Annotated in this window: 30 protein-coding genes and 3 pseudogenes; 19 read left to right on the top strand and 14 right to left on the bottom strand. The window is 66.4% G+C overall.

Translation table 11 applies throughout. The features are described from left to right. Positions 1–8 precede the first annotated feature (8 nt). Positions 9–263 (bottom strand): hypothetical protein, encoded by a 255-nt coding sequence (locus tag ACFOYU_RS05885; protein ID WP_377032842.1) that lies wholly within the window; start codon positions 261–263, stop codon positions 9–11. Between the two features lie 297 nt (positions 264–560). Between ACFOYU_RS05885 and ACFOYU_RS05880 the strand changes: the two genes are divergently transcribed. The 15 genes from ACFOYU_RS05880 (at position 561) to ACFOYU_RS05810 (ending at position 13,651) form a co-directional block, all read left to right on the top strand. After that, on the top strand, positions 561–821 hold the full coding sequence (locus ACFOYU_RS05880; protein ID WP_377032841.1) for a heavy-metal-associated domain-containing protein: 261 nt from the start codon (positions 561–563) through the stop codon (positions 819–821). 108 nt (positions 822–929) lie between these two features. After that, positions 930–1,346 (top strand): hypothetical protein, encoded by a 417-nt coding sequence (locus ACFOYU_RS05875; protein ID WP_377032840.1) that lies wholly within the window; start codon positions 930–932, stop codon positions 1,344–1,346. A 201-nt stretch (positions 1,347–1,547) separates the two neighbouring features. Then, positions 1,548–1,805 (top strand): hypothetical protein, encoded by a 258-nt coding sequence (locus ACFOYU_RS05870; RefSeq protein ID WP_377032839.1) that lies wholly within the window; start codon positions 1,548–1,550, stop codon positions 1,803–1,805. Positions 1,806–1,808: 3 nt separating this feature from the next. Beyond that, complete coding sequence (locus ACFOYU_RS05865) at positions 1,809–3,374, top strand: TolC family protein (protein WP_377032838.1); 1,566 nt, start codon at positions 1,809–1,811, stop codon at positions 3,372–3,374. Between the two features lie 19 nt (positions 3,375–3,393). Further along, on the top strand, positions 3,394–4,806 hold the full coding sequence (locus ACFOYU_RS05860) for a multicopper oxidase family protein (protein ID WP_377032837.1): 1,413 nt from the start codon (positions 3,394–3,396) through the stop codon (positions 4,804–4,806). A gap of 33 nt (positions 4,807–4,839) precedes the next feature. Next, on the top strand, positions 4,840–5,331 hold the full coding sequence (locus ACFOYU_RS05855) for a plastocyanin/azurin family copper-binding protein (RefSeq protein WP_377032836.1): 492 nt from the start codon (positions 4,840–4,842) through the stop codon (positions 5,329–5,331). A 40-nt stretch (positions 5,332–5,371) separates the two neighbouring features. After that, positions 5,372–5,662 carry a copper-binding protein gene (locus ACFOYU_RS05850; protein WP_377032835.1) on the top strand — a complete coding sequence of 97 codons (291 nt, stop codon included), beginning with the start codon at positions 5,372–5,374 and terminating at the stop codon, positions 5,660–5,662. 79 nt (positions 5,663–5,741) lie between these two features. Further along, entirely contained in the window at positions 5,742–6,722 is a 981-nt protein-coding gene (locus tag ACFOYU_RS05845) for a copper-binding protein (protein WP_377032834.1), read from the top strand. Between the two features lie 114 nt (positions 6,723–6,836). Continuing rightward, on the top strand, positions 6,837–7,382 hold the full coding sequence (locus ACFOYU_RS05840) for a hypothetical protein (RefSeq protein ID WP_377032833.1): 546 nt from the start codon (positions 6,837–6,839) through the stop codon (positions 7,380–7,382). Continuing rightward, positions 7,376–8,728 (top strand): adenylate/guanylate cyclase domain-containing protein, encoded by a 1,353-nt coding sequence (locus ACFOYU_RS05835; RefSeq protein ID WP_377032832.1) that lies wholly within the window; start codon positions 7,376–7,378, stop codon positions 8,726–8,728. Before ACFOYU_RS05840 ends, ACFOYU_RS05835 begins: the two co-directional genes overlap by 7 nt. After that, the gene (locus tag ACFOYU_RS05830) at positions 8,725–9,162 is read left to right on the top strand and encodes a YqaA family protein (RefSeq protein WP_377032831.1); all 438 of its coding nucleotides are present in this window, start codon (positions 8,725–8,727) and stop codon (positions 9,160–9,162) included. Before ACFOYU_RS05835 ends, ACFOYU_RS05830 begins: the two co-directional genes overlap by 4 nt. A gap of 456 nt (positions 9,163–9,618) precedes the next feature. Further along, complete coding sequence (locus tag ACFOYU_RS05825; RefSeq protein ID WP_377032830.1) at positions 9,619–12,015, top strand: heavy metal translocating P-type ATPase; 2,397 nt, start codon at positions 9,619–9,621, stop codon at positions 12,013–12,015. Between the two features lie 547 nt (positions 12,016–12,562). After that, positions 12,563–12,844 (top strand): hypothetical protein, encoded by a 282-nt coding sequence (locus tag ACFOYU_RS05820; protein ID WP_377032829.1) that lies wholly within the window; start codon positions 12,563–12,565, stop codon positions 12,842–12,844. Then, complete coding sequence (locus tag ACFOYU_RS05815) at positions 12,832–13,152, top strand: DUF305 domain-containing protein (RefSeq protein ID WP_377032828.1); 321 nt, start codon at positions 12,832–12,834, stop codon at positions 13,150–13,152. Before ACFOYU_RS05820 ends, ACFOYU_RS05815 begins: the two co-directional genes overlap by 13 nt. A 10-nt stretch (positions 13,153–13,162) precedes the next feature. After that, on the top strand, positions 13,163–13,651 hold the full coding sequence (locus tag ACFOYU_RS05810) for a DUF411 domain-containing protein (RefSeq protein ID WP_377032827.1): 489 nt from the start codon (positions 13,163–13,165) through the stop codon (positions 13,649–13,651). 57 nt (positions 13,652–13,708) lie between these two features. Here the strand turns inward: ACFOYU_RS05810 and ACFOYU_RS05805 are convergent, their stop codons facing one another. The 5 genes and pseudogenes from ACFOYU_RS05805 to ACFOYU_RS05785 all read right to left on the bottom strand — a co-directional run. Beyond that, positions 13,709–13,984, bottom strand: coding sequence for a hypothetical protein (locus tag ACFOYU_RS05805; RefSeq protein ID WP_377032826.1), 276 nt, complete (start codon positions 13,982–13,984; stop codon positions 13,709–13,711). Positions 13,985–14,006: 22 nt separating this feature from the next. Continuing rightward, entirely contained in the window at positions 14,007–14,477 is a 471-nt protein-coding gene (locus ACFOYU_RS05800; protein WP_377032825.1) for a DUF305 domain-containing protein, read from the bottom strand. Positions 14,478–14,582: 105 nt separating this feature from the next. Further along, the gene (locus tag ACFOYU_RS05795) at positions 14,583–15,125 is read right to left on the bottom strand and encodes a DUF305 domain-containing protein (RefSeq protein WP_377032824.1); all 543 of its coding nucleotides are present in this window, start codon (positions 15,123–15,125) and stop codon (positions 14,583–14,585) included. Between the two features lie 29 nt (positions 15,126–15,154). After that, the gene (locus ACFOYU_RS05790) at positions 15,155–15,487 is read right to left on the bottom strand and encodes a four-helix bundle copper-binding protein (protein WP_377032823.1); all 333 of its coding nucleotides are present in this window, start codon (positions 15,485–15,487) and stop codon (positions 15,155–15,157) included. A gap of 584 nt (positions 15,488–16,071) precedes the next feature. Continuing rightward, positions 16,072–16,628, bottom strand: a pseudogene (locus ACFOYU_RS05785) (efflux RND transporter permease subunit); the annotation flags it as partial. Between the two features lie 9 nt (positions 16,629–16,637). Between ACFOYU_RS05785 and ACFOYU_RS05780 the strand changes: the two are divergent. Then, a pseudogene (locus ACFOYU_RS05780) lies at positions 16,638–16,939 on the top strand (YnfA family protein); the annotation flags it as partial. A gap of 42 nt (positions 16,940–16,981) precedes the next feature. On the opposite strand, the pseudogene ACFOYU_RS05775 reads toward ACFOYU_RS05780, so the two are convergent. Together ACFOYU_RS05775 and ACFOYU_RS05770 are read right to left on the bottom strand one after the other, a co-directional pair. After that, positions 16,982–17,143 (bottom strand): annotated as a pseudogene (locus ACFOYU_RS05775) (hypothetical protein); the annotation flags it as partial. A 237-nt stretch (positions 17,144–17,380) separates the two neighbouring features. Then, complete coding sequence (locus tag ACFOYU_RS05770) at positions 17,381–18,133, bottom strand: DsbA family protein (protein ID WP_377032822.1); 753 nt, start codon at positions 18,131–18,133, stop codon at positions 17,381–17,383. Between the two features lie 184 nt (positions 18,134–18,317). Here ACFOYU_RS05770 and ACFOYU_RS05765 point away from each other — a divergent pair, with 184 nt between their 5' ends. Next, the gene (locus tag ACFOYU_RS05765) at positions 18,318–19,055 is read left to right on the top strand and encodes a DUF1223 domain-containing protein (protein WP_377032821.1); all 738 of its coding nucleotides are present in this window, start codon (positions 18,318–18,320) and stop codon (positions 19,053–19,055) included. Positions 19,056–19,069: 14 nt separating this feature from the next. Here the strand turns inward: ACFOYU_RS05765 and ACFOYU_RS05760 are convergent, their stop codons facing one another. The 6 genes from ACFOYU_RS05760 to ACFOYU_RS05735 all read right to left on the bottom strand — a co-directional run bounded on the left by ACFOYU_RS05760 (position 19,070) and on the right by ACFOYU_RS05735 (position 22,781). Continuing rightward, a complete protein-coding gene (locus ACFOYU_RS05760) occupies positions 19,070–19,795 on the bottom strand; it encodes a cytochrome c biogenesis CcdA family protein (protein ID WP_377032820.1) in 726 nt (241 codons plus the stop codon). Between the two features lie 90 nt (positions 19,796–19,885). Next, complete coding sequence (locus tag ACFOYU_RS05755) at positions 19,886–20,542, bottom strand: DsbA family protein (protein WP_377032819.1); 657 nt, start codon at positions 20,540–20,542, stop codon at positions 19,886–19,888. Next, positions 20,535–21,023, bottom strand: coding sequence for a disulfide bond formation protein B (locus ACFOYU_RS05750; protein ID WP_377032818.1), 489 nt, complete (start codon positions 21,021–21,023; stop codon positions 20,535–20,537). Before ACFOYU_RS05750 ends, ACFOYU_RS05755 begins: the two co-directional genes overlap by 8 nt. 55 nt (positions 21,024–21,078) lie before the next feature. Continuing rightward, positions 21,079–21,705 (bottom strand): SCO family protein, encoded by a 627-nt coding sequence (locus ACFOYU_RS05745; RefSeq protein ID WP_377032817.1) that lies wholly within the window; start codon positions 21,703–21,705, stop codon positions 21,079–21,081. A 9-nt stretch (positions 21,706–21,714) separates the two neighbouring features. Beyond that, on the bottom strand, positions 21,715–22,218 hold the full coding sequence (locus tag ACFOYU_RS05740; protein WP_377032816.1) for a copper chaperone PCu(A)C: 504 nt from the start codon (positions 22,216–22,218) through the stop codon (positions 21,715–21,717). 182 nt (positions 22,219–22,400) lie between these two features. Next, the gene (locus tag ACFOYU_RS05735; protein WP_377032815.1) at positions 22,401–22,781 is read right to left on the bottom strand and encodes a hypothetical protein; all 381 of its coding nucleotides are present in this window, start codon (positions 22,779–22,781) and stop codon (positions 22,401–22,403) included. A 206-nt stretch (positions 22,782–22,987) separates the two neighbouring features. Here ACFOYU_RS05735 and ACFOYU_RS05730 point away from each other — a divergent pair, with 206 nt between their 5' ends. Both ACFOYU_RS05730 and ACFOYU_RS05725 read left to right on the top strand, forming a co-directional pair. Further along, positions 22,988–23,503, top strand: coding sequence for a hypothetical protein (locus ACFOYU_RS05730; protein ID WP_377032814.1), 516 nt, complete (start codon positions 22,988–22,990; stop codon positions 23,501–23,503). A gap of 121 nt (positions 23,504–23,624) precedes the next feature. Beyond that, positions 23,625–24,290: a transglutaminase-like cysteine peptidase gene (locus ACFOYU_RS05725; RefSeq protein ID WP_377032813.1), complete on the top strand. Its 666-nt coding sequence runs from the start codon at positions 23,625–23,627 to the stop codon at positions 24,288–24,290. Positions 24,291–24,320: the final 30 nt, after the last annotated feature.

The raw sequence follows: 24,320 nt of genomic DNA, 5'->3' as shown, positions 1-24,320 counted from the left end.
GCAAGCGCTCACCTTTGGGCGATCCGACCCAAGATGAGCCGTCGGTGGGCATGCCACTGCGGGAGTACCTGTTCCAAGGTTCGGAGAAAGTCCTTAGCCAAGGTTGTATCCTGTCCCTGCTCGATCATTCGCTCGATGAGGGCGATCTGCTCGGCCACACGCCTCTCGCCCTCGGCGATATGCTGGTCCGCTTGGGCTAGGTGTTCACGTTCTTGCTGCGTGTCGGGCATGGCTTTGCCGATGATGCACCTGATCGTTTGCACGATCCCCGTCTCCGATAATCGGGAATTCAGAAGGTGGAGTCGAGTGGGAAGATTGCTTGGCGCGGGACAGCCAATTAGGGAGGGTCCAGAACGGGTTGAACTAGAAGTTTCCCATAGCCGCAGACGGAAAAATCCTCGTCTGCCTAGGCACTTAACTGTTATTTGGTGGTCTTTGCTACCGAATGCCGCAAACATCCCCGGTGGCTCTAGTACCAAGCTTGGAAGATCGCGCTTGACCTTGCCATCGTGGGAAGGTGCACAACCATCTCGTCATCAAGACCCAAAGGAGTTTGTCCCATGTGCGGATGCAGCACCCATCAGTCCCAGGCCAGCACGGCCCCGGAGCGTGATCCGAACGCCCTCACCCTCAAGGTCGAGGACATGACCTGCGGCCATTGCGCCGGCACGATCAAGAAGGCAGTCGAGTCAGCCCTGCCCGGAACCCAGGTCGATGCGGATCCCGCCTCGAAGCTGGTGTCGGTCCGGGGCACCGCCGACATCACGGCGGTGAGCGCCATCGTGACTGAAGCCGGGTACACGCCTTCCGCGGCGGCCTGAGCGTTCGCCACGATAAAGCGGTCCGGATGGTCGCAAGCCCATCCGGACCGTCTTGCCGAAGCAGAGCTTTCGTGACACATATTCGCTTCCGACGGACTGGAGAGTTCCTTGCGGCTGATCGGCCTCATCATCGCTGCCTTGCTTGTAGTCGCCGCGGGAGTCCTCGTGATCTCCGCGCCGCAGGCGGTTGCGTCGGGTGGTCAAATCATCCAGTTATTCGCCACCGATACGGACGCCCACGGCAGCCAAGTGCATGCGGAGATGGACCACGCGCATGGCGTCCGGTCCGCGGCCCTGGACCATCATGCCTCCACCCAGGAGGATTGTGGCGATCCCGCCTCGGGAAACCATGGCAGGGCCGGAGCGGATTGCTGCGGCATGGGAGCCTGCCACGCCGTTCAGGCGCTCGCCGCCCCCACGCTCCACAGCCCCTCCACCTCTGCCGCCATCATCGTCCTCGTCGGCGATGAGCAAGTCGCCGGCATCACCCCGGGCGGCCTTGATCGTCCGCCACGAACCGCCTGATCCGGGAGCGGGCGGCTTACGCCCGCACGCATCGGCATGGCTGCCCCCCAAGGTCAGCTTGCCGTCCTGAAGCTCGAGCCGGTCATCCTCCCAGGTCAGTGATCAGTACGCAGGTTCGGAGCGAATGGTGGACGCATCGCCCGTCCTCATCGCGCCCCTGACGCCGACCACGCCGTGGAGGTCTACCCGGAGACGGATCCCATGATGAAGCTCATTTCCCTCGCGGCACTCGGGCTGGGCCTCGCCGCCTGCGTGCCTACACAACATCCCTCCTACCTCGTGTCGGCGGCCAATCCTGCCGTCGGCACCCGGCCTCCGACCTACTCCTCCGTCACCGCCGGCATCCGCGGGTACGACGTCGTCGATCCGCTCGACTGGCGCGAGCTGAACCGACGGGTTGGTCCGCAGGGCGATCCCGAGCGGGGCGACTCGGACGATGCCGCACGGCGGGGACGGTAGGCCATGACCCACACACCGAACGCATCCGCCGGCATGGCGGCCGCGCGGCAGGACACGCGCAAGGACAACACCAAAATGGAACACAACAGGGGCAGCGGCGGGGCAAGGCCGCGATTGGGGCTGCTTGCCGGGGTGGCCGCTACCGTACTGCTCGGCGGCTGCGTCTCCTTCTCCCAAGACGGAGGCCTCTCCGTCGCGCGGACGGTCGCCTACACCGAGCTGGGCAAGGACGTCGTCAAGATCAACGGCGAGGCCCAAGCGCTCGCCACGCAGATGCGGGTCGAGGCGTTGCTCAAGCGCCCCCTCTCCCCTGACGCGGCCGTCCAGATCGCTTTGCTGAAGAACAGGGGCCTCCAGGCATCCTTCAACGAGCTTGGGGTATCCGAGGCGACCTATGTCCAGGCCAGCCTGCCACCATCACCGACCGTATCCCTGGGTCGGAGCGCACTTCTGGGAGGCGGAGCCTTCGAGGTCGAGCGCCAGCTCATGATCGGCCTGTTCGAGCTCGCGACCCTGCCGCAGCGCGCGGCCGTCGCGCAGCAGGAGTTCCGGGCCGCCCAGTTCCGCACGGCCGAGGCCGTGCTGAGCCTCGGGGCCGAGGCGCGACGCCAGTACTACCGGGCGATCGCCGCGAACCAGCAGGTGACCTTCCTCCAGCAGGCCCTCGCCACGGCCGAAACTGCCTCGGAACTCGCCAAGCAGCTCGGCGAGACCGGCGCTCTCAACAAGCTGGAGCAGGCACGCGAGCACGCGTTCTACCAGGAACTCGGCGCCCAGCTCGCGCAGGCCCGCATCGACCAGAAGGTGGAGCGCGAGCGGCTCATCCGCCAGCTCGGCCTGTGGGGTCGTGACATCAACTTCACCCTGCCGAGCACCCTGCCGGCGTTGCCGGCAAGGCTCGCGAGCCAGAAGGACGTCGAGAGCGAGGCCCTAGCTCGGCGCGTCGATCTCCAGGCCCTTCGCAACGACCTCAACGCCGTCGCGGGACAGTACAGCCTGGACGTGATCCAGAGCGTCGTCAGCGACATCGAGCTGGTCGAGGGATCGAGCTTCGGCAAGTCCAAGACCATCTCCGAGGACGGCACCGTCGAGATCGAGAAGGAGAAGAGCCGCACCCGCGCCATCGAGGCCTCCTTCACGATCCCGATCTTCGACTTCGGCGAGTCCACCCGCCGGGGCGCACAGGAGGCCTACATGGCCGCCGCGAACCGTCTCGCGGAACGCGCGGTCAACGTGCGCTCCGAAGCCCGCGAGGCCTATGCCGTCTACCGCGGCAAGTACGACCTGGCCCGCCATTACCAGAACCGCGTCCTGCCGCTCCAGAAGCGGATCCAGGACGAGGCCCTGCTCCAGTACAGCGGCATGCTCGTCGACGTGAGCCAGCTCATCCTTGACGCCCGCACCCGCATCCTCAGCAACGTCGAAGCCATCAATGCCCGACGAGACTTCTGGATCGCCGCGACCGACCTCAAGGCTGCCCTCGTCGGCGGTCTGAACGGTGGTGGCGAAAGCGGCGGCGAGACCACCACGGCCGCGGCCGGCGGCGAACCCGCCGCCGCGGGACACTGAAACGCTTGAGGAGACAACCATGACCGTATCGCGAAGAGGCTTTCTCGGCGCCGGAGGCTTGGCCCTCGCCGGAGCCAGCATGATCAGCGGGCGCACGCAGGCGGCCAGCCTGCCTGAGGCGCCCACCATGACGGAAGCCACCATGCAGCCGCCGCTCTACCCGAAGAGCGGACCGGACTACCAGCCCGTCGTCACCCTGAACGGCTGGACCCTGCCGTGGCGCCAGAATGGTGACTGGAAGGAGTTCCATCTCGTCGCCGAACCCGTCGTGCGCGAAATGGCGCCCGGCATGAAGGCGCACCTGTGGGGCTACAACGGCCAGTCGCCGGGACCGACCATCGAGGCGGTGCAGGGCGACAAGGTGCGCATCTTCGTCACCAACAAGCTGCCGGAGAACACGGCGGTGCACTGGCACGGCCAGCTCCTGCCCAACGGCATGGACGGCGTGGGCGGCCTGACCCAGCCGCACATCCCGCCCGGCAAGACGTTCGTGTACGAGTTCATCTGCCAGAAGTCCGGCACCTTCATGTACCACCCGCACTCGGACGAAATGGTGCAGATGGCCATGGGCATGATGGGCTTCTTCGTCGTGCACCCGCGCGATCCGGCCGAGCGCCGCGTCGACCGCGACTTCGTGTTCCTGCTCAACGCGTTTGACATCGAGGCCGGCTCGTACGTGCCCCGGGTCAATGAGATGACGGACTTCAATCTGTGGTGCTGGAACACGCGCGTGTTCCCCGGCATCGACCCGCTCGTGGTGCGCCAGGGCGACAAGGTCCGGATCCGGTTCGGCAACCTGACCATGACCAACCACCCGATCCACATGCACGGCTACGACTTCAAGGTCACGGGCACGGACGGCGGCTGGGTGCCAGAAGGAGCGGCGTGGCCGGAGGTGTCCATCGACGTGGCGGTCGGGCAGATGCGCGCGTTCGAGTTCGTGGCCGATGCGCCCGGCGATTGGGCGATCCACTGCCACAAGTCGCATCACACCATGAACGCCATGGGCCATGACAACCGGACCTACATCGGCGTGAACATGAACAAGACGGCACCGGCCCTGAAGCGGATTGCGCCGGGCTACATGCCGATGGGCGGAACCGGCATGGGCGAGATGGGCTCGATGGAGATGCCGCTTCCCGAGAACACGCTGCCGATGATGACGGGCTACGCCCAGTTCGGCCCCGTCGAGATGGGCGGCATGTTCTCGGTCGTGAAGGTCCGTCCCGGGCTGGCGGCCGACGACTACAAGGATCCGGGTTGGTACAAGCACCCGGAGGGCACGGTCGCCTACGAGTGGAAGGGCGAGCAGCTCTCCGAGCCTGCGCGCGCGACCCCTCCCGACAGCGGCGTCAAGGCGACGGAGTTCCGCGCCATTGACCCGCGCAAGCGCCCGGTCCGCGCGGCCAAGGCCGGACACAACAATCACTGACTCTGACGAGAACCATTGCACAAGGAGCAAACGATGACGGTTCGTCTTTCCACCCTCGCAGGTGCCCTCGGGGCACTTGCCCTCTCGACCTCGCTGGCGTTCGCCGGCCCCGGCGAGGCCGGCCACACCCACAGGTCGTTCGCGGCCGGCGAGCCGGGTGACGCCAAGAAGCCCGTCGCCCGCACCATCGAGGTCACCATGAAGGAGACCGAGGACGCCAAGATGCTGTTCGAGCCCGACCGGGTCGAGATCAAGCGCGGCGAGCAGGTGAAGTTCGTGCTCAAGAACGCCGGCCAGGTCGACCACGAGTTCATGCTCGACAGCGTCCAGAACAACGCCAAGCACAAGGTCGCCATGGAGCAGAACCCGGACATGGAACACGACGACCCGAACGGGAAGCGTCTCGCGCCAAAGGCCTCCAACGAGATCGTCTGGCGCTTCACCAAGGCCGGCACCTTCGAGTTCGCTTGCCTGATCCCCGGCCATTACGAGTCCGGCATGAAGGGCACAGTCATCGTCAAGTGACGACGCCATTCTCCCTCACCACACGTAACAGGAGTATCCCATGCAGCGTATCGCCATCAGCCTGATTGCCTCTCTCGCCCTGTCGGGTGCAGCCCTTGCGCAGAGCCTGCCGACAGTCTCCGGCACGGTTGAGAACGTTGACACCGCCCAGGGCAAGATCACCATCGATCACGGCCCGATCCCGAACCTCAAGATGGACGCCATGAGCATGGTGTTCCGCGCCCAGGATCCGGCCCTGCTCAAGGACGTGAAGGAAGGCGACAAGGTGCAGTTCACGGCCGATCGCGTGAACGGCCAGATCTCCGTCACCTCGATCAAGAAGGGCAAGTAAAGCCCTCACCGCCCCGCGGAATGTGTTCGAGACCCACAGTTCCGCGGGGCGGTCCTCCCGTTTCAAGAAAGGGACCGCCATGAAACGCCTGACCGTCACCCTCACCGCCATTGGAGCCATGCTGGCTAGCGTCGCCATCGGCCCGGACCAGATTGCACAGGCACAGCCCGCCGCAGGAGCGCCGGCAGCCTACGAGCGTGTGCGCGAGGTCATGGACGACCGCTTCAAGGACATGAAGCTTGCCGGTGATCCCGATAAGGATTTCGCGGCACTTCTCATCGCCCACCACGAGGACCTGATCTTCCTCGCCCGTACGCAGCTCGAGCACGGCGCGGACGAGCAGCTCCGCAGGGTCGCGCAGAAGATCATCGACGAGCAGCAGAAGCAGATCGCCGAACTGAAGGAGTGGCAGGTCCGCAACCGCCAAGCGGACTACCGTGCCAAGGCAGACCAGCCGCCGCACGGCTCCGGCCCTCTTGACCAGAAGGGCGCGTCCGCCGCTGCCCCACAGGCCCAGGCCGCCGCACCGGCGCAAGCCGCGGCCGAATCCGCCGCGACGAACCTCCCCACCGTGTCCGGCACCGTCGAGAAAGTCGATACGGGCGCCGGCAAGATCACGCTCGACCATGGGCCGATCCCGAACCTCAACATGGACGCCATGACCATGGTGTTCCGGGTTCAGGACCCCGCGCTGCTCCAGGGGGTCAAGGCCGGTGACAAGATCCAATTCCAGGCCGACCGCGTGAACGGACAGATCTCGGTCGTGAGGATCGGGACCGGCAGGGCACAGCCGGCACCGGCCCAGGCTACGGCCCAGCCGGCCGCCGCGTCGAGCCTGCCCAGCGTTTCCGGCACTGTCGAGAAGGTCGATATGGGTGCCGGCAAGATCACCATCGATCACGGACCGATCCCGAACCTGAACATGGATGCGATGACGATGGTGTTCAGGGCGCAGGATCCGGCCGTGCTCAAGGGCGTGAAGGCGGGCGACCGGATCCGGTTCCAGGCCGACCGGGTGAATGGGCAGATCTCCGTCGTCAGCATCCGCAAGGGTCGCTGACGATCAGGAATTCCGTCGGGGCCCCAACCCCGGCGGAACGTCGCCGGCTGCCGCGTTTTCCGGAACCACCGCCGCAGCCGGCGACATCGCAGAATAAGAACAAGGATATTTTTGATGTTTTCCGTGAAGCGGTTCGCCGCCGCAGGGGCAATTGCAGCCACGTTCGCAATCTACTCGGTTCTGCAACCCTGCCCGGCCAAGGCCGACGACGAGGGTGGCGTTTTTGGCGATCTCACCGTGAGCGAGGTCGCCGCGACTCCGGCGCGCGCCGGGGAGACCACCATCGTGACGTTCTCGGTCGAAAACGCCGGGGATGAGCGTGTCCTGATCACGGGCCTGCGTCTGCCTGGTGAGGAGCCGTCACGGGTCATGGGATCCTTTGGCCCGGGACAGAGTGGCGAGATCGGAACCCTGCCGGTGGGTGCGGGCGCGACGGCGAGCCTGGACGGACGCAAGGTCTGGGTCGAGGTCGGGCCGCTCGCGCGGGACCTTGAACCGGAGACCACGGTTCCTGCACGCCTGGTGCTCGGCTCGTTCGAGAGCCCGCTGACGCTTCACGTCGGGCTGGTCGCGACCGGATCGATCGGGAGCAGGGATCCTGTCGCCGCCAGGACCGCCGACCAGGCCTCGGCACAGCCGCGCACCCGCACCGGATGCTGAACCGAATCCTCCGCACCGATCCGCGCGCGCCGGAGAGCTTTCGGCCAAAGGCAGGCGCCGACAGGCCCGCTTCCGGTCGGCCGCCGGTCAGCACGCTGCCCGAGCACCTGGAGCATGACTTCGACCGTCGGGCCTTGGTGCCGCGGCTCCTGGTCCTGGCGATCCTCGGAGCGGGTGCCTTGCTCGAATACGGCCACGGCCATCGGGAGGGCCACTGGATCGTGCTGGTGGTCTACTGCCTGACGACGGTCGTGCTCGCCCTGGCGTCGCATAGGGCCGTCGGTGGCGGGGGGCTGCCGTGGGCCGCCACGGTGGCCGACGCGGCACTGGCCGTCTACGTCATTGCCGACCACCTGCCGCGCGACGCCCACGATCTCTTCCTGGCAACGGACGCGGTCAGCCTGCTGCCGGCCATCCTCCTCCTCATTCAGACCGGGATGCGGTTGCGGCGTGATCTCGTCGCGACCTTCGCGGGAATCGTGGCCGCGGGTTGGCTCACGGCGCTCGCCCTGCTTACGCATTCCGCGTCACTTCCCGCGTCGGGCCCCACGCCCGCCTTCGCCTTCCGGCAGACGCTCGGGTTCCTGTCGTTCGCCGTTGCGGCGGGCTTCGTCCTCTATGCCGTGCATCGAACCCGGCTGGCCTGGGCGGCGGTCCTGAAGGCGCGATGGGACCGGATGCTCCTTTCGCGCTTCCTTCCCGAAGGCGTGGCCGCCGAGGTGGTAGGCAGCGAGGAGATGACGGAGATCGCGGAGCGTCACGCCTGCCTGTTGGCCGTCGACATCCGCGGCTTCTCCGCGCTGACCCGGGAGCGGCCGGGCCGTGAGGTCATCGACGACCTCATGGCCTTCCGGCGCTTCGTGCACGACGCGGTCTCACGCCACGGCGGGATCGTCGACAAGTACCTGGGCGACGGCGTGCTCGCCGTCTTCCTCGACGGTACGCCCGAACAGCAGGCCGCCCGTGCGTTCGACGCGGCCGACGAGATCCTGCGTCCCCTGAAGGCTTCGCGGGATCATGACGACATGCCGTCCGGCACCCATGTCATCGCCACGCTCCATTGCGGCTTCGTCCTCGCCGGCGTCTTCGACGACGGTCGCCGGGCCGAGTTCACGGTGCTGGGACCCGCGATGAATGCCCTGCCCCGCATGGAACGGCGGTCCAAGGTGTCCAACCTGGGCGTCGTCGCCTCGAAGCGGTTCCTGCGCCTGCTGGATCCCGGCAGGCACGCGCGGCTCGATGCCCGCCCCGTCGAGCGGCGCCCCGGGGACGAGGACCTGCCCGACATCCTGTCTGTCCGCTTCAACGAAGCCTGGGAAGTCGTTCATGCGGGAGTGCCCCGTTGAACCACCTCCTGGAATACGCTGGCCTCTTCGCGGCGGCTTTCCTGTCGGCGACGGTGCTTCCGTTCCAGTCCGAGGTCGTGCTGTTCGGTCTCCTGGTGTCCGAGCACTACCAATGGTGGCTTCTCGTCATCGTGGCAAGCATCGGGAACACCCTCGGCTCGGCGGCGAACTGGCTGCTTGGACGCCTTCTTGCCCGGTTTGAGGATCGGCCGTGGTTCCCGGTCAAGCGCGTGACGATCAAGCGGGCGGAGGAGTGGTATCATCGCTACGGACGCTGGTCGCTTCTCCTGAGCTGGCTGCCCTTCATCGGCGACCCCCTCACGATCGTCGCCGGCGTGCTGCGCGAGCCGTTTCCGGTGTTCCTGGCCATCGTCGCCATCGCCAAGACGGCGCGCTACTTCGCGGTCGTCGCGATCACCTTCGGCTGGTTCTAGCGGGAGTCCCGGGAGTGCGCATTTGAAAGCAAATCAATACAGCAACCAGCCAAGGACGAGGATCAGAAACGCCGTGCAGAGCGACGCCGCAAGAAAGCCACGTGCGGCGTTGCGGGCCACGAACGACCGGACCTTGCGGCGACCGTTTCGCGAGGCCCTGACGGCTCCCCACGTGGGTTGTGTCGGACGGAATGTCCTGAAGACGGGTCGGCTGCTCCTTGGCATGATGCGTCGGCCGCCCTCAGTTTCTTGGGTGGCGCGACGGTGCGGCCAGGCACGAGAGAAATTCCATGGTGGTCCCCAGCGATACGGATCACGGACGTCGGCAGCCACAATGGCTCACCTGAACCCGAACCTCAACGGCGTCATCGCCCGGGCCATCCCGGTGCTTGACCTTGCCATCGTGGGAAGCCCCAGGCTTCCAATTTCTCACCGAGGTGAATGCGGGGGATCGCCATGACCAACAGTCACACGAACCATCGACACGGGGACCATGCGCACCACCACGGCCATGACGCCCATGCTGGTCATCACCATGATGAGCCCGCAACGGGTGCCGGAACGGTGAAGGATCCCGTCTGCGGGATGATCGTCGACCCGCACAAGACCCCGCACCGTTCACAGCACGGGGGCAAGCCGTACTACTTCTGCTCGGCCGGATGCCGGTCAAAGTTCGAGACAGATCCCGCCCGGTACCTCGCGGCGGAGGAAGTCAAGAAGACCGATGAGCCCATGCCAGAGGGCACGGTCTACACCTGCCCCATGCACCCGGAGGTACGGCAGGTCGGCCCCGGCTCCTGCCCGATCTGCGGCATGGCGTTGGAGCCCGTTCTCGTCGCTATGGATGCCGGACCGAACCCCGAGCTGGTCGACATGACGCGGCGGTTCTGGATAGGGCTGGTCCTCACCATTCCGGTCTTCGTACTGGAGATGGGTGGCCATTTCCTCGGCATCTCGCACTACATCGCCCAGCAGACCTCGAATTGGATCCAGATGGTTCTGGCCACACCCGTCGTGCTGTGGGCGGGTTTGCCGTTCTTCGTCCGCGGCTGGCAATCGCTCGTGAACCGCAGCCTCAACATGTTCACCTTGATCGCGCTCGGCGTCGGGGCGGCTTGGATCTACAGCATGGCCGCGACGCTTGCACCCGGTCTGTTCCCGGCCTTGCTCCGCGGGCCCGACGGAGCCATTCCGGCCTATTTCGAGGCTTCCGCCGTTATCACCGTGCTCGTCCTGCTCGGGCAGGTCCTTGAACTGCGTGCGCGCGAGGAGACCTCGGGCGCCATCAAGGCCTTGCTGGATCTGGCGCCTAAGACCGCCCGTCGGGTGCGCGAGGACGGCACGGACGAGGAGGTAGGCCTCGACACCATTGCCGTCGACGACCGCCTGCGGGTGCGCCCGGGCGAGAAGGTGCCCGTGGACGGCGAGGTCCTGGAAGGCCGTTGCTCGGTCGACGAGTCCATGGTCACGGGCGAGTCGATGCCCGTCACCAAGGAACCCGGCTCGAAGGTGATCGCCGGCACGCTCAACCAGACCGGCAGCTTCATCATGCGTGCCGAGAAGGTGGGGCGCGACACCATGCTGTCCCGCATTGTCCAGATGGTCTCCGAGGCGCAGCGCAGCCGCGCACCGATCCAGCGCCTGGCCGACCAGGTCTCGGGTTGGTTCGTGCCCATCGTGATCGTCATTGCCCTGCTGGCCTTTGCGGCCTGGGCGATCTGGGGCCCGGAGCCGCGCCTGTCCTATGCCATCATCGCCGCAGTCGCCGTGGTGATCATCGCCTGTCCCTGTGCGCTCGGGCTTGCCACGCCGATGTCGATCATGGTCGGCGTAGGGCGCGGGGCCCAGGGCGGCGTGCTCATCAAGAACGCCGAGGCACTGGAGCGCATGGAGAAGGTCGACACCCTCGTGGTCGACAAGACCGGAACCCTGACCGAGGGGAAGCCGAGCGTCACCGCCATCGTGCCCATGGGCGATCTTTCGGAGACCGAGCTGCTGCGGCTGGCCGCCAGCGTGGAACGTGCCAGCGAGCACCCACTCGCGACCGCCATCGTTGCCGCGGCCGTGGATCGGAACATCCCCCTCGCAGAGGTGTCGGATTTCGACTCGCCCGTCGGCAAGGGTGCGCTCGGAACGGTCGAGGGCCGTCGCCTGGCGCTCGGAAACGCCAAGCTCCTTGCGGAGCAAGGCATTCCGGTCGAATCCGTCGCGGCCAAGGCAGACGAACTGCGCCGCGAGGGCGCGACTGCCATCTTCGTCGGCGTTGATGGGCGTCCGGCCGGCATTCTGGCCATCGCCGATCCGGTAAAGGCAACGACGCCCGAAGCGCTCAAGGGGCTGCGCGAGGAGAACATCCGCGTTGTCATGCTGACCGGCGACAACCGGACGACGGCGGAGGCCGTGGCCCGCCGGCTCGGCATCGTGGAGGTCGAGGCGGAGGTCCTGCCCGACCAGAAGAGCGCCGTGGTCGAGCGCCTGCGCCGGGAAGGCCGCGTGGTCGCGATGGCCGGCGATGGGGTGAACGACGCCCCGGCACTTGCGGCGGCGGACGTGGGCATCGCCATGGGGTCAGGCACGGACGTGGCCATCGAGAGCGCAAGCGTGACGCTGCTCAAGGGCGACCTGATGGGCATCGTGCGGGCGCGGCGGCTCTCGCAGGCTACCATGCGCAATATCCGCCAGAACCTGTTCTTCGCGTTCATCTACAACGCGGCAGGCGTGCCGGTCGCGGCCGGGGTGCTGTACCCGTTCTTCGGGATGCTGCTCTCTCCCGTGCTCGCGGCCACGGCCATGGCGCTCTCGTCGGTCAGCGTCATCGCCAACTCCCTGCGACTCAGGATGGTGCGACTCTAGGACTGGCTCGATGTGGGATGGTGACATTGCAGCGCACGGCACCCGGCGGAACGCCTGCTGGTACGAGCGATTGATTTGGCGCAATGTCGGCCGGGTTCGATAAGGTAGACTGGAATCCATGATGGTGATCCGATCCACCCTTTCCTCGGTCATCCGCTCCCTTCTCGCGGCACTGATGATCGTTGTCATGATCGGACCGGCGTCCGTTGCGGCTGGTGGCGCCTGGGCCACGGATGGTGCTCACCATGCCCAAGCCGCGCCATCCCACGACTGCTGCGATCCGGAGCCCGCCCTGCCGGACGAGCCTTGCGGCTTGGCCTGTGCCCAGGCTCCCTGTGGGGGGCCCGTGCTTGCTGCCATCGCGGGCTGGCCCGCACCCTTGCACCGTCTTCCGGTCCATTGGGGGACGGCATCCATCTTCCCGGACGATACAGCCCCGGAGACAGCCACTCCTCCTCCTCGAGCCTGAGACGGTTCCGTAGTCCGGCCGCGCATTCTGCCGGCCATCCTCCCTTCAGAAGTTCGAACGTTCTCGAGGAGAACCACCATGAAATCGTCCATTCTCGCTCTCGTCCTCGCGGCTGGCCTCTCCGTGCCGGCCTTCGCCCAGCAGGCAAGCCCAGCCGGTGCGGATCACAACGCCCATCACCCCCAGCAGGCGCAGGCTCAGACGACCGCGCCGATGGGGACCCCTCAGGCCCCGACCGGCACCATGTCCATGCCTCAGGCCCCAATGCCCGGCATGCAGGCTGGGACGCCGGGCCAAGGGGCCCAGCGCCCGGGTGGCATGATGAACTGCCCGATGATGCAGGGGGCATGGCCGGCATGATGGGCCGGCAGTCCGGCTCCATGCAGATGGGCGCACCGCGTGGTGACCAGAGCGTCGCTTCGCTCGCCATGAATGCGGTCAACGAACGCATGCACCGCGAGATGGCGATGGAGTACACCGGCAACGTGGATGCTGACTTCGCGCGGAACATGATCGCCCACCACCAGGGCGCCATCGACATGGCCAAGATCGTCGCTGCCTTCGGCAAGGATGCGAAAATCCGCGAGCTCGCCCAGAACGTCATCAGGGCACAGGAAGACGAGATCACCATGATGCGGGCCTGGCTCGCCGATAACGCCAAGCAGTGAGGTGCATGTCATGCAGTCTGATCGAACAATCAGTCGAAGGGCTCTCCTCGTCGGTCTTGCGGCCGCTCCCCTCGCAGTGTCCGCCCTCTCGGTGGCTGTGGCGGAGACCCTGCCCAAGATGACTGTCACCAAGGACCCGAGCTGCGGCTGCTGCGGCGCTTGGGTCGAGCATGCCCGCAAGGCAGGCTTCCCAGTCGAGGTGATTGAGTCGCCAGAGGTGAACCGACTCAAGGTTCGCTTGGGCGTCCCCCAGGCGCTTGCCTCCTGCCACACCGCTGAGATCGGCGGCTACGTGATCGAAGGGCACGTTCCCGCGGATGCCATCAAGCGCCTCCTCATCGAGAGGCCGCAGGCCAAGGGTCTCGCGGTCCCGGGCATGCCCGTCGGCTCCCCGGGCATGGAGGTCGAGGGTGTCGAGAACGGCACCTACGATGTCGTCCTGTTCGGCCCTGCGGGCCAGAAGGCCTTCGCGCGTTACCGCGGGAGCCAGCAGGTCTGAAAATCTCTCGGAGCGCAAGGATAACCCCTCTCGCCCGTCATTAGGGCGGGAGGGTTCTCAATCCGAGACGCTTTCGACGGCACGTCTGGCACCCTCCATGGCGAAGCTCACGATCTGTGGGTCGGCAGACTCGGCCACGGTTCTCCGGACATCGTCCGCGTAGTCGGCTGCGTTGGCCCGGGACGGCGAGACGGTAGGCTCCGACAGCCGATCTCCTTCGACCAAGAACGTGTAGGAACGCCCGTCGGGAGTGAAGGACAGGACGAGCTTGTCGCTATCCCGCTCGAACCGGAAGTCGTCCGTTCGCGGGATGGTTCTGCTCTGGTCTGGCATTCTCCATTGTACCCGAAGGCCGTCAGGTCGGGTTGGGTCTCGAGCCCCCGCCTTCCAGGTCCTGAATGAGCGTCCTCATCTCTTCGATCTCCTTGCGTTGCGAGCTGATGATCTGGTCCGCGAGTGTTTTGACGCGCGGGTCGGTGATGTTGGCGCGCTCACTGGTCAGGATCGCGATCGAATGGTGCGGGATCATCGCCTTCATCCAGGCGACGTCCTCGACCGTGTCCTGGCTGCGGACGAGGTAAAGGGCGAGGGCGAACACCGCCACGCTGCCGAGGAAGATGGCCAGATTGGCCTTGTTGTTCGAGTACATGCCGAGCATGAAAGCCAGCATGATGACGGCCATGGTCGCGCCCATGACCAGGGCCATCCAGGCTCTCGTCTCGCTGAAGTAGGCATGGTCCATACTGTAGACGTTCAGGTACATCAGGCCGAACATCACGATCTTGGACGTCGCGATCATGGCGCCGAAGCGCATGTATTTGGACATCGTCCTGTCCTCCTCCTGTGTGAGGTCGGCGAGGGGTGTTCAGAAGATGGGTCATTCCCCGTTGACGAGGCGGGGAACGACCACCATTCCAGTGAACGGGTTCCGCTACTTCGTGGAGCCGGTCGTCTCGTTGTTGTTCTCGGTCTGGGCGTGTTTCTCAACCCACGCGACCAGCTCCTTCATGCCCTTCTCGTTTTCCATGATGGTCTTCTCGGCGAGTTGCTTCGACTCGGCGTTGTCGGCGCCCTTCAGCCCGGCTCGGGCCATAGCGATGGCACCCTGGTGATGGGGGATCATGGCGCAGACCCACGCCACATCGGCGTCCTTCGCCATCATGCCCGTCATCATCGGGCTGTTCATCTTCATCATGGCCTCATGCAGGCCCTTCTGGGTTTCGTTCATCTGGCCCATCATGCCCTGCATGCCGCTTTGCATGGTCTGGGACATGCTGGCCTGCATATCCTGCATCTTCTTCATCGTGTCTCCCTGGACGCTGGCCTGAGCTGCGGTGCGACAGGCCTCCGGGAGCTGGATTTCCGTTTGCTGCGATTGGCTGGACGACGAGCCAGCTTGGTTCTGCTGGGCGATGGCACCTGAGGCGGCTAGGGATGCAACGGTGCTCAGGACGAGAAGGAAACGGGTATTCATGACTGTTCTCCTTTGGGTTTCGATAGGGGTCAGGCCGCCATCCGGCGGCAGCTCTCCGCACAGCGGCGGCATTGGTCGACGCATTCCTGCATGTCACCAACCTGTTCGCAGGACCGGGCGCATTCCTCGCAGATCTCCGCGCATTCGCGGCAGGTGTGCTTGTGATGAGGCGTTCCGATCAGCATGAAGTGGGCCGAGGTCCGGCAGATTTCGGCGCAGGCCATCATGGTGCGCATGTGGCCGGGCTCCACGTGCTTGCCGCCCTGCTCCAGGCAGTGGTTCATCGCCATGCCGAGGCAGGTCTGGTAGCAGCGCAGGCATTCGTCGATGCAGGACTGCATCTCGTTGGACATGTGGTGCATGTCAGTTCTCCTGAGGTTCAGGCGCGGTCACGGTTTGGCCGATACGGACGCGGCGCCTGGCGCGCCGCACGGCTGCCGTTCGTGGCGAGCGGAAGCCCTCGGTGGTCGAGGAAACCGCTCGATGCTGGATCAGGAGTGTTTCGGTGGGCGGTCGATGCCCGATGGTGCCGTCGGAGGCGGCATCACGTCAGGGAACGCGGGAACAAGTGCGGACGGCGCGGCGGGCTCGACATCGCTCGTAAGGGATGGGATCAGGGCCAACGTACAGGCGGAATGACAGCATAATTGCCCAAGCGCGGCTCCCTTGGGTTCACCGCCTTGCCTATGACCCGCATATCCATGCTGGCCCTCGACCGCTTCGGTCCCGTGGTGGACTGCCTCGAGCTTGGCCGATACCCGAACGGGAGCCGCTGCATATAGCGGCGCTATCAGGAGGCCGATCGCGGCCAGTGCGACCAGCCAGCGGCTGAGCATGCGGCGGAAGAAGGGAAACACGGTTTTGTCCAGCAGGGTTCGCGGACAAAACGGCCGTCCCCGGGCGAGGGTTCCCCGCCCTTGCCCGGGCATGGGTGATCCCCGTTCCGTCACTCCGCGGCAGCCTTGATCGCTGTTGCGTCGGCAGTTTTCCTAGAACGCGAGGCGGTCAGCTCCCCAGGCAGTCCCCGGCCCTTAGCAAGGCCATAAATGGCCGGGATTACGATCAGCGTCAGCAAGGTCGACCAGATCATGCCACCGATCATGGGAATGGCAATTCGCTGCATGACCTCCGATCTGGTGCCGGTGCTCCACAGGATCGGCAGCAGGTCCACCATGATCGCGACCACCGTCATCATCTTGGGCCGAACGCGCTCGACCGCGCCGACCATGATTGCCTGGTGGAGGTCGGCCCGGGTAAAGGAACGTCCCTGCGTGGGCTCCGCTTGGCCTTCAGGTGCTCCAGCGCCTGGTCGAGATAGATCAGCATTACGACCCCAGTCTCGGCCGCGACGCTCGCCAGGGCGATGAAGCCCACCGCCACCGCCACCGAGAGGGTGAACCCGAGCCACTACATCAGCCACACGCCGCCGACCAGTGCGAACGACAGCGACAGCATCACGATCAGCGTCTCCGTGATGCGCCGGAAGTTGAGGTACAGCAGCAGGTTCACCGCATGACGAATCTCGCTTATGCCGGCGCTGCGGTCGCCGAAATCACAGGCTGTTTTTCCTTCTGGGCTTGGCTGCGGCTGAACAAGTCGGCCTGGTGGCTCCTGCCGGGTGGCGTCTCGCTGGCCCTGTTCGCCTATCTGCTAACGCTCGTCGACAGCGAGGCGGCAGGGCGCACCTACGCGGCCCACGGCGGCGTCTACATCGTCGCTTCCCTGCTTTGGCTCTGGGCCGTAGAGGGCGTTCGACCGGGCCGCTGGGAGTCACGGGCGCGCTGGTCCGCTTGGCGGGTGTGGCCATCATCCTGCTCGCGCTCGAAGTCCCCGCGCCTCATCCAGACCTCGGGCGCCGCGAAAGCGTGGCCGTAGTCTTTTCCGGACGGGAACATGCGCGCCATGTCGTGGGCATGGGCGTGGATGCGTTCCGCCCGCGTGCGGATGTCGATGGCATTCGGCGAGGACGCCCTCAGGGCGCGGTCGGTGGCTTTCGCCTGGGCCGCGATGTCCTCCATGGCCTTCATCCGCTCGGCAACTATCCCGGTGGCGCCCTCGTGGGCCGTGGCCGTCCTGGCGACGAGCAGTGCCAGAACAGCGAGCCTAAAACCAAACATTCTAAACGTGACAGCCATGCGAATGAGCTTTGAGTATCGAGACGACCTTGCCGCCGACCACGTAGGCTGAACCGGCGCCCCTTCAATTCGCGTCAGCGGCATCCTCGGTGGCCAATGCCAGCCGTGGATCCGCCCACCTTATTTGCGCGTATTTGCGATGACCTGCTTCAGGGGCTCGGCTCCGACCGCGCCGGCAATCACTTCGTTGCCGACGACGAATCCGGGCGTGCCGTTGATCCCCAGCTTTTGCCCCAGCTCCATGTTCTCTCGGAGCGTGGCGTTGATCCCGTCGCCTTGCAGGTCCCGTTCCAGGCGCGCCAGGTCGAGCCCCATCTCCCTGGCCACGGCCTTGGCGGTCTCGCCCGTGACCTGCCCGCGTTTTTCCATCAGCTTGGTGTGGAACACGTAGAGCCTCTCGCCGGCGAGCTGGGACTTGGCCGCCAGCGCGACGCGGCTGGCCTCGACCGACCCCGGGCCGAGCACCGGGAAGTCCTTGAGCACCATCCGCAGCTTGGGATCAGCCTTGATGAGCGCCTTCACGTCGGCCACGGCCCGCTTGCAGTACCCGCAGTTGTAGTCGAGGAACTCGACCAGGGTGACGTCGCCCTGCGGGTTTCCGAGCACGAAGTCGCGGGGCGACCTCTCCAGCCTGTCGCGCTCCGCTGTCAGGACCTGTGCCCGGCCCGCCTGTTCCGCCTCCTGCTGCCGCCGCTGGAGTTCGTTGAAGGCCTCTTGCAGCACCTCCGGGTTCCTGACGAGGTACTCGCGGATGATCCCGCCCATGGCCTCGCGCTGCTCCGGCGAGAACGGGGTGGGCTGGGCCAATGCCATCGGCGGCAGGACCAACGCGGCGAGGAAGGCGAACGGGGCGATGGGGGCCTTGAACAGCATCGAAGGGTTCCTGTCGTGGTGCCGGGCCGGCCCTTGCGTCGGGTCGGCCGGCAAACTCCTGATCATGATCGGGACAATACCGTGCAGGACGCTCCTGTCGAGAACGCCGGCCTCTCCTGCCCCGCGAGGCCCGATCAAACGAACGTGACTTTCCCGAACTCTGGGCGGCGTGTTGAGTGGCGGCATGAGAGATCGCCTGAGATCCTGGCTCCGCCTCCTCCCCTTCGCCTCCGTCCTCGTGGCCGGGACCGCCGCGGCCTCGCCTGAGCCGCACGCGGTCCTCGAGCTCTTCGTCAGCCAGGGCTGCTCGGCCTGCCGCCCCGCGAACGAGCTCATGACGGAACTGAACCGCGACCCGGGCCTCGTGGTGCTGAGCCTGCCCGTGAACTACTGGGACTACCTGGGCTGGAAGGACACCCTGGCCGATCCGCGGTTCACCGAACGGCAGAAGGGCTATGCGCACGCCCGGAGCAACCGCCAGGTCTACACGCCGGAGATGATCGTCAACGGCGCCCGGTCGAGCCTCGGATCCGCCCGGGAGAAGGTCACGAAGACGATCGAGCAGGCATCCGCCGGACGCATCCCCCTCCCGGTTCCGGTCGACGTGCGGGAGGAGGACGGCATGATCGTCGTGGAGGTCGGGGCCGGCGCCGGGGAGGCGACTGCCTGGCTGCTGCCCGTCCTCAGGAATGGCGAGGTGCCGATCCATCGCGGGGAGAACGCGGGCCGGACGGAAACCTACGTGAACGTCGTGCGCGGGCTGCACCGCCTCGGCTCCTGGTCCGGTGCGGCTGCCCGCTTCACGACGCCGCTCGACACCGCGCGGGTGCAGGGGGCCGACGCGTACGCGGTCGTGCTCCAGCAGGACCGGGACGGCCGGCCCGGTCCGATCCTCGGCGCCGCCAAGGGACCGGGCCTGTAGGATCGCCGCATCCGTTACCCCAGCGTGCCGAGCACCGGGAACGTCTCCAGCAGCCAGAAGGACATGTTGGTGATCCAGCCGGTGAGAAACGCGATGCCCGTCAGCACGAGCAACACGCCCATGACCTTCTCGATGACGCCGAAGCGGGATCGCATGCGCTTCAGCAGCGCCACGAAGGGCTTCATCGCGAAAGCGGCAAGCAGGAACGGGATGCCGAGACCCGCCGAATAGGCGGCGAGCAGCAGGGCCCCCTGCGGGACGCTGGTTTCGGAGCCCGCGACCGTCAGGATGGCGGCGAGCACCGGGCCGATGCAGGGTGTCCAGCCGAAGGCGAAGGCAAGACCCATCACATAGGCACCCCAGAGCCCGACGGGCTTGGTCACGCTGAGCCGGGCTTCCCGGTAGAACAGCCCGATCCGGAAGACGCCCAGGAAGTGCAGGCCCATCACGATGATGGAGAGGCCCGCCACGGTGCTCAGGACATCGAGGTACTGCCGGATCACCTGGCCCAGAGCCGAGGCGGTGGCGCCGAGCAGCACGAACACCGTCGAGAACCCGGCCACGAACAGGAGCGCGGCCACCATGGCCCGCCGCCGGACGGCGCCGTCGCCCGCGTTCAGCCGGTCGAAGGTCGTGCCGGCCAGGAACGACAGGTAGGGCGGCACCAGCGGCAGGACGCAGGGACTCAGGAAGCTGATGAGGCCGCCGAGCATGGCGGCCGGGAGGGAGACGCTGAGCATGGGGTCTTCAGTCTATCCCGCCGCCGACGGCAATGCGGCGACGGCCGAAATCGGTTTCAGGACAAGCGACGGGATCCCGGTCGGAGCGACTCATGACCCCTTGCGGGCCTGCTCGACCTCTTTCTGCACCAGGTCGCGAAGCTGCTGCGGACCGAAGTTGGTGAGGGGCTTGCCGTTGACGAAGAAGGTTGGCGTCTGCTGGACGTTGTTGGCCTTCACGTCGGCGATGTCCTGCTCCAGGACTCTGGTGATCTCGGGCGAGGAGGCCTCGGCCTGGGCGCGCTGCACCTGGAGGCCGGCGACCTTGGCGAAGCCCCATGCCTTGTCTAGGTCGGGGGCGCCATGGGCGGCCCACACCGGTTGCTGTTCCATCAGGACCTCGAGAACCGGCTCGAACCTTCCCTGCGTGCGGGCGGTCTCCAGGATCCTGACGGCGGTGTCGGCCCCTTCATGGAACGGGGTGTACCGCAGGACCAGGCGCACGTCCTTCGGGTAGTCCGCGAGGATCTGCTTCACGAAGGGGTAGAAGGCCCGGCAGGCCTCGCACATCGGATCGAAGAACTCCACGATGGTGACCGGGGCCTCCGGCGGGCCGATGACTGGCGAGTGCGCCCGCACGAGGGAGCTGGCATTGACGGCAGCGGCAGGAGCGGTTTCCCTGCCCTGGCGGTCGTAAAGGAAGACGCCGCCGGCGAAGGCGACCACCACGAACAGGGCCGTCAGGGCGACGAGGACGCGCTTAGACATTGGATTTCCTTCGGCTGGCAGGGATGAGAAGAGCGGCAATGGCGGTGAAGGCCGCGAGCGACAGGTAGGGGAGCGGAAGCCCCAGGATGGTCGTGTCGGCGCCGGAGCAGGACGGGCCCGTCGCCGCGCACGGCTTGATGGCCTCGGGGATGATCCCGGCGTAGAGCAGCGAGTGGAAGGCCGCGACGAGGCCGCCGAGCGCGGCGATGGGCAAGGCGTAACGCCAGACGCCAGTGTCCTCACGGAAGGTCGCCACGGCGAGGATGACGGCGAGCGGGAACATGAACACGCGCTGGTGCCAGCACAGATTGCACGGCGCCTGCCCCATGACCTCGCCGATGAACAGGGCCCCGCCGGTCGCGGCGAGCGCGATGATCCAGGCGGCGAACAGGCGCGCCCACGCGGCGCGACCGGAGGCCGGGGCCGCACCGGAGGTTCCGGCGATGTCATGACCGGCGATTGCCGGGTTCATGCGATCCATTCGATTCTCCCAAACTTGCAAGGAAGCTGTCTCGAGGGGCTGTCGCGCCCGGTTCCTATGCTCGGAGTGCCCGACGCAGCTTGGCAAGCGCGCTGGCCTGTTCCTCGTGATAGTCGATGAGGGTGACGAGATCGCCCTTGGCGTCGGTCACGATGACAGAGGAGTTGTGCTCCATCGTGTAGTCACCGCCCCCGGTCGGCACCTTCTGGTAACCGACGCGGAAGGCCTTGGCCGCGGCCGCCATCTCCTCCGGCGTGCCGGTGAGCGCCACGATGCGGGGATCGAAGCTTTCCATGTAGGTCTTCAGCAGCTCGGGCGTGTCCCGCTCCGGGTCGACGGTCACGAAGACGGCGTTGAGGCGGTCGGCGTCGGGCCCGAGGTCCTTGAGATGCTGGCTCATCTCGAACAGGGTCGTCGGGCACACCTCGGGGCAGTGGGTGAAGCCGAAGAAGTAGGCCGTCGGCTTGCCCTTGAAGGTGTCCTGCGTGACGCGTTCGCCGCGATGGTTCACCAGCGAGAACGGGCCACCGACGGCCGGCACGCCCGTGCCCGTCACCGCACCGGGTGGTGACTGGCCGAGCCACTCCGTCCTGAACCAGCCGACCGCGATCCCGCTCACGACGAAGATCGCCACGGCCACCAACGCCCATGCCGTCCAGCGAATGATCCTGAGAGCCATCATCCCGTCACCTCAGTGGTTCTGGTGCGGGTTGGCCGCGGCGGGGGGCGTCTGCGCCCCGATCCCGCCGACCTGGTACTCGACCTTGAGCACGCCGGCCTTCTCAAACACGAGCATGCCCTTCACCGTCTCGCCGGGCTTCAGGGGCTCGCGCAGGTTGACCAGCATGGCATGCAGGGCGCCTGGCTTCAGCTCCACCGTCTGTCCCGGGGCGATCTCCAGGCCCCCGGTGACGGGCTCCATGCGGGCGACGCCGTCGGCGACCGTGGAGCGATGCACCTCGAAGCGTTCGGCCACGACGGTGGAGCCGCCGACCAGACGGTCGGGCTCGGAGCCGGTGTTCGTGATCCGCATGTAGCCGCTGCCCACCTTGGCGCCACCGGGCGTGGCGCGGGACCAGGGCGCCTCCACCACGATGGTGCCGGCACGGAAGGTTTCAGGGGACTGAGCCATCGCACTTGGCATGCTGCCGGCAGCCACGGCGAAGAGCAGGGCAATGAGAAGTCGCTTAGTCATCTGGGTGTCTCTCACCCCTTCAACAGGGGGCATCATCGTATTCGGGGAAAGGTGGTGCGGCCGTCTTGGTCCTGCTCGAAGGAGCACCCTGAAAGGGAGAGGCCCGGAGGGACGGCACCATGGATTGTCCCAAGGTCAACGGCGGCCGCGCGTCTCCCGGGCGCTTGCGCCGGCGGTGCCCTTCAGGCTTGCGGGGGCCGGGAGGGCGGGGCCAGGGCCAGCGTGTCCAGGGTGGCGTCGTCCCCGGGCAGCAGGGCGTGTGCCGGGCTGTACCAGCGCACCACCGCGCCGGCGGCTGAAGCATCCTGGAGGATCTTGGCATGGCACAAGGCCGCGAGCGGGCAGGCTTTGGGGCCATCGGGCTTGGATGGCCGGGTCGGCACGCAGCACTGCACGTCGGCCCTCGCCATGTCATGGGCTACGGGAGCGCGAACCGTTCCCGTGTCAGCCGCCATGGACGCGACCAGCTCGCCGGCCACCGCAGGGACGGTGATGGGGGCAAGCACGAGCGCAAGGATCGCAAGGATCCCGAGCAGACGTGTGATCGCGGGCCAGGGGTTCATGGCGCGAACCTCTCACAGCCCCCCGGAATTGGGAAGCTCGGCACCATCACGAGCCTGTGATTCCAGGGGGAGGTGAAGCGACGCAGTCCCGCAGGGACATTGCGGGCCCTGCTCCCTCTTGCCGGAACGGCCGACTCGGACAGGAATGGTGAACCATTCGTCCGCCATGATGCCCGGGCTGGGGATCGACAACTCTCGGAGCTGCCATGCGACCAATCCTTGCCCTTTTCATCCCGACGTTCGCCCTTGTCTCGCAAGCGACGGCCGAACCGTTCGATGCTCCGCCGTCGAAGTACGCGGAAGCGGTCAACGCGGCGCTGCAACAGGTCGGCACAGACCTGCGCATCCGGCAGGTCTCCTGCACGGACGCAACGCGCTGCCACTTCGCCGCGCGTCTGGTTGACGTCGAGGTCACGGGCCCGGAGGATCGTCCCGGCACGGAGCGGATCATGGTGGCGGCCACGTTCCGCCAGGGCGACGACGAGGCGGCTGCAAAGCTCATCGACGACACCCTGACCGTGCTCGGGGCGACCATGGTCGCCTACGATCCCCGGATGTCGGCGGACAGGCGCGGTGAGGTGCTCTTTGACCTGGGCGACGCCGCCCTCACCACCGGAGAGGCCCATCGGGACAGCGCCGACGTTCATTACGCCCTGACATTCGATGATGTCAGCGGCCGCCTGGAGATCACCGCCGCGACATTGCGCGCAGGCCACGGGTGACGAATCCCCGGAACGAACCTGGGTGCGACCTGTTAACTCTCGTTTAACTTTCGCCTTGAGGTCGCCGGATCCGCTGTGTCAGGTTTGATGAACGAAACCTTAACGGGACAGCGGTGGGGCAATGCGGCAACCTTTCCTCGGGCTTCTGAACGTTCGGCCTTTTGCCAGGACCATATTCCGTTTCGCCGCCTCCCTCATCCTGACCGTCACCGCCGCAGCCACGCAGGCGCAGACCCAGACCGGAAGCATCCTGCCGGGCGTCTCCCAGCCCGTTGTCAGGGTCGGCACCGCGAAGCCGATCCCGGGCTGGATCCGCTTCTGCGGGCAGAACCCGGCCGAGTGCACGGTCGACCCCTCCGAGCCCGCCACGATGAACCTGACGGCGAAGGATTGGCAGACCCTCAACCGCGTCAACCAGCAGGTGAACGCGGCCATCAAGGCCAAGACCGACAAGGACCACTGGGGCGTCGAGGACATCTGGGACTTCGCCGAGGACGGCTATGGCGACTGCGAGGACTACCAGCTCGTCAAGCGCAGGAAACTGGTCGAGGCGGGCTTCCCGCGCCGGGCGTTGCGCATGACCGTGGTCATCGACGAGGATGGCGCGGGCCACGCGGTGATGATGGTGCGCACCAGCCGCGGCGACTTCATTCTCGACAACAAGCGCAATACCATCCTGCCCTGGCACAAGACGGGCTACGTCTACATCAAGCGCGAGGGCGAGGAGGGCATGGCCTGGGCCTCGCTCGGCGGCCGCACGTCGCCGACCATGACGGCGAACCAGTAAGGGCGCGAGAAGGAGCCTGCCTGGTCACTC

The sequence above is a fragment of the Microvirga sp. GCM10011540 genome, from assembly GCF_042650665.1.
GTDB classification, from domain to species: Bacteria; Pseudomonadota; Alphaproteobacteria; order Rhizobiales; family Beijerinckiaceae; genus Microvirga; species Microvirga lenta.
This window is presented reverse-complemented; position numbering and strand designations above follow the sequence as displayed.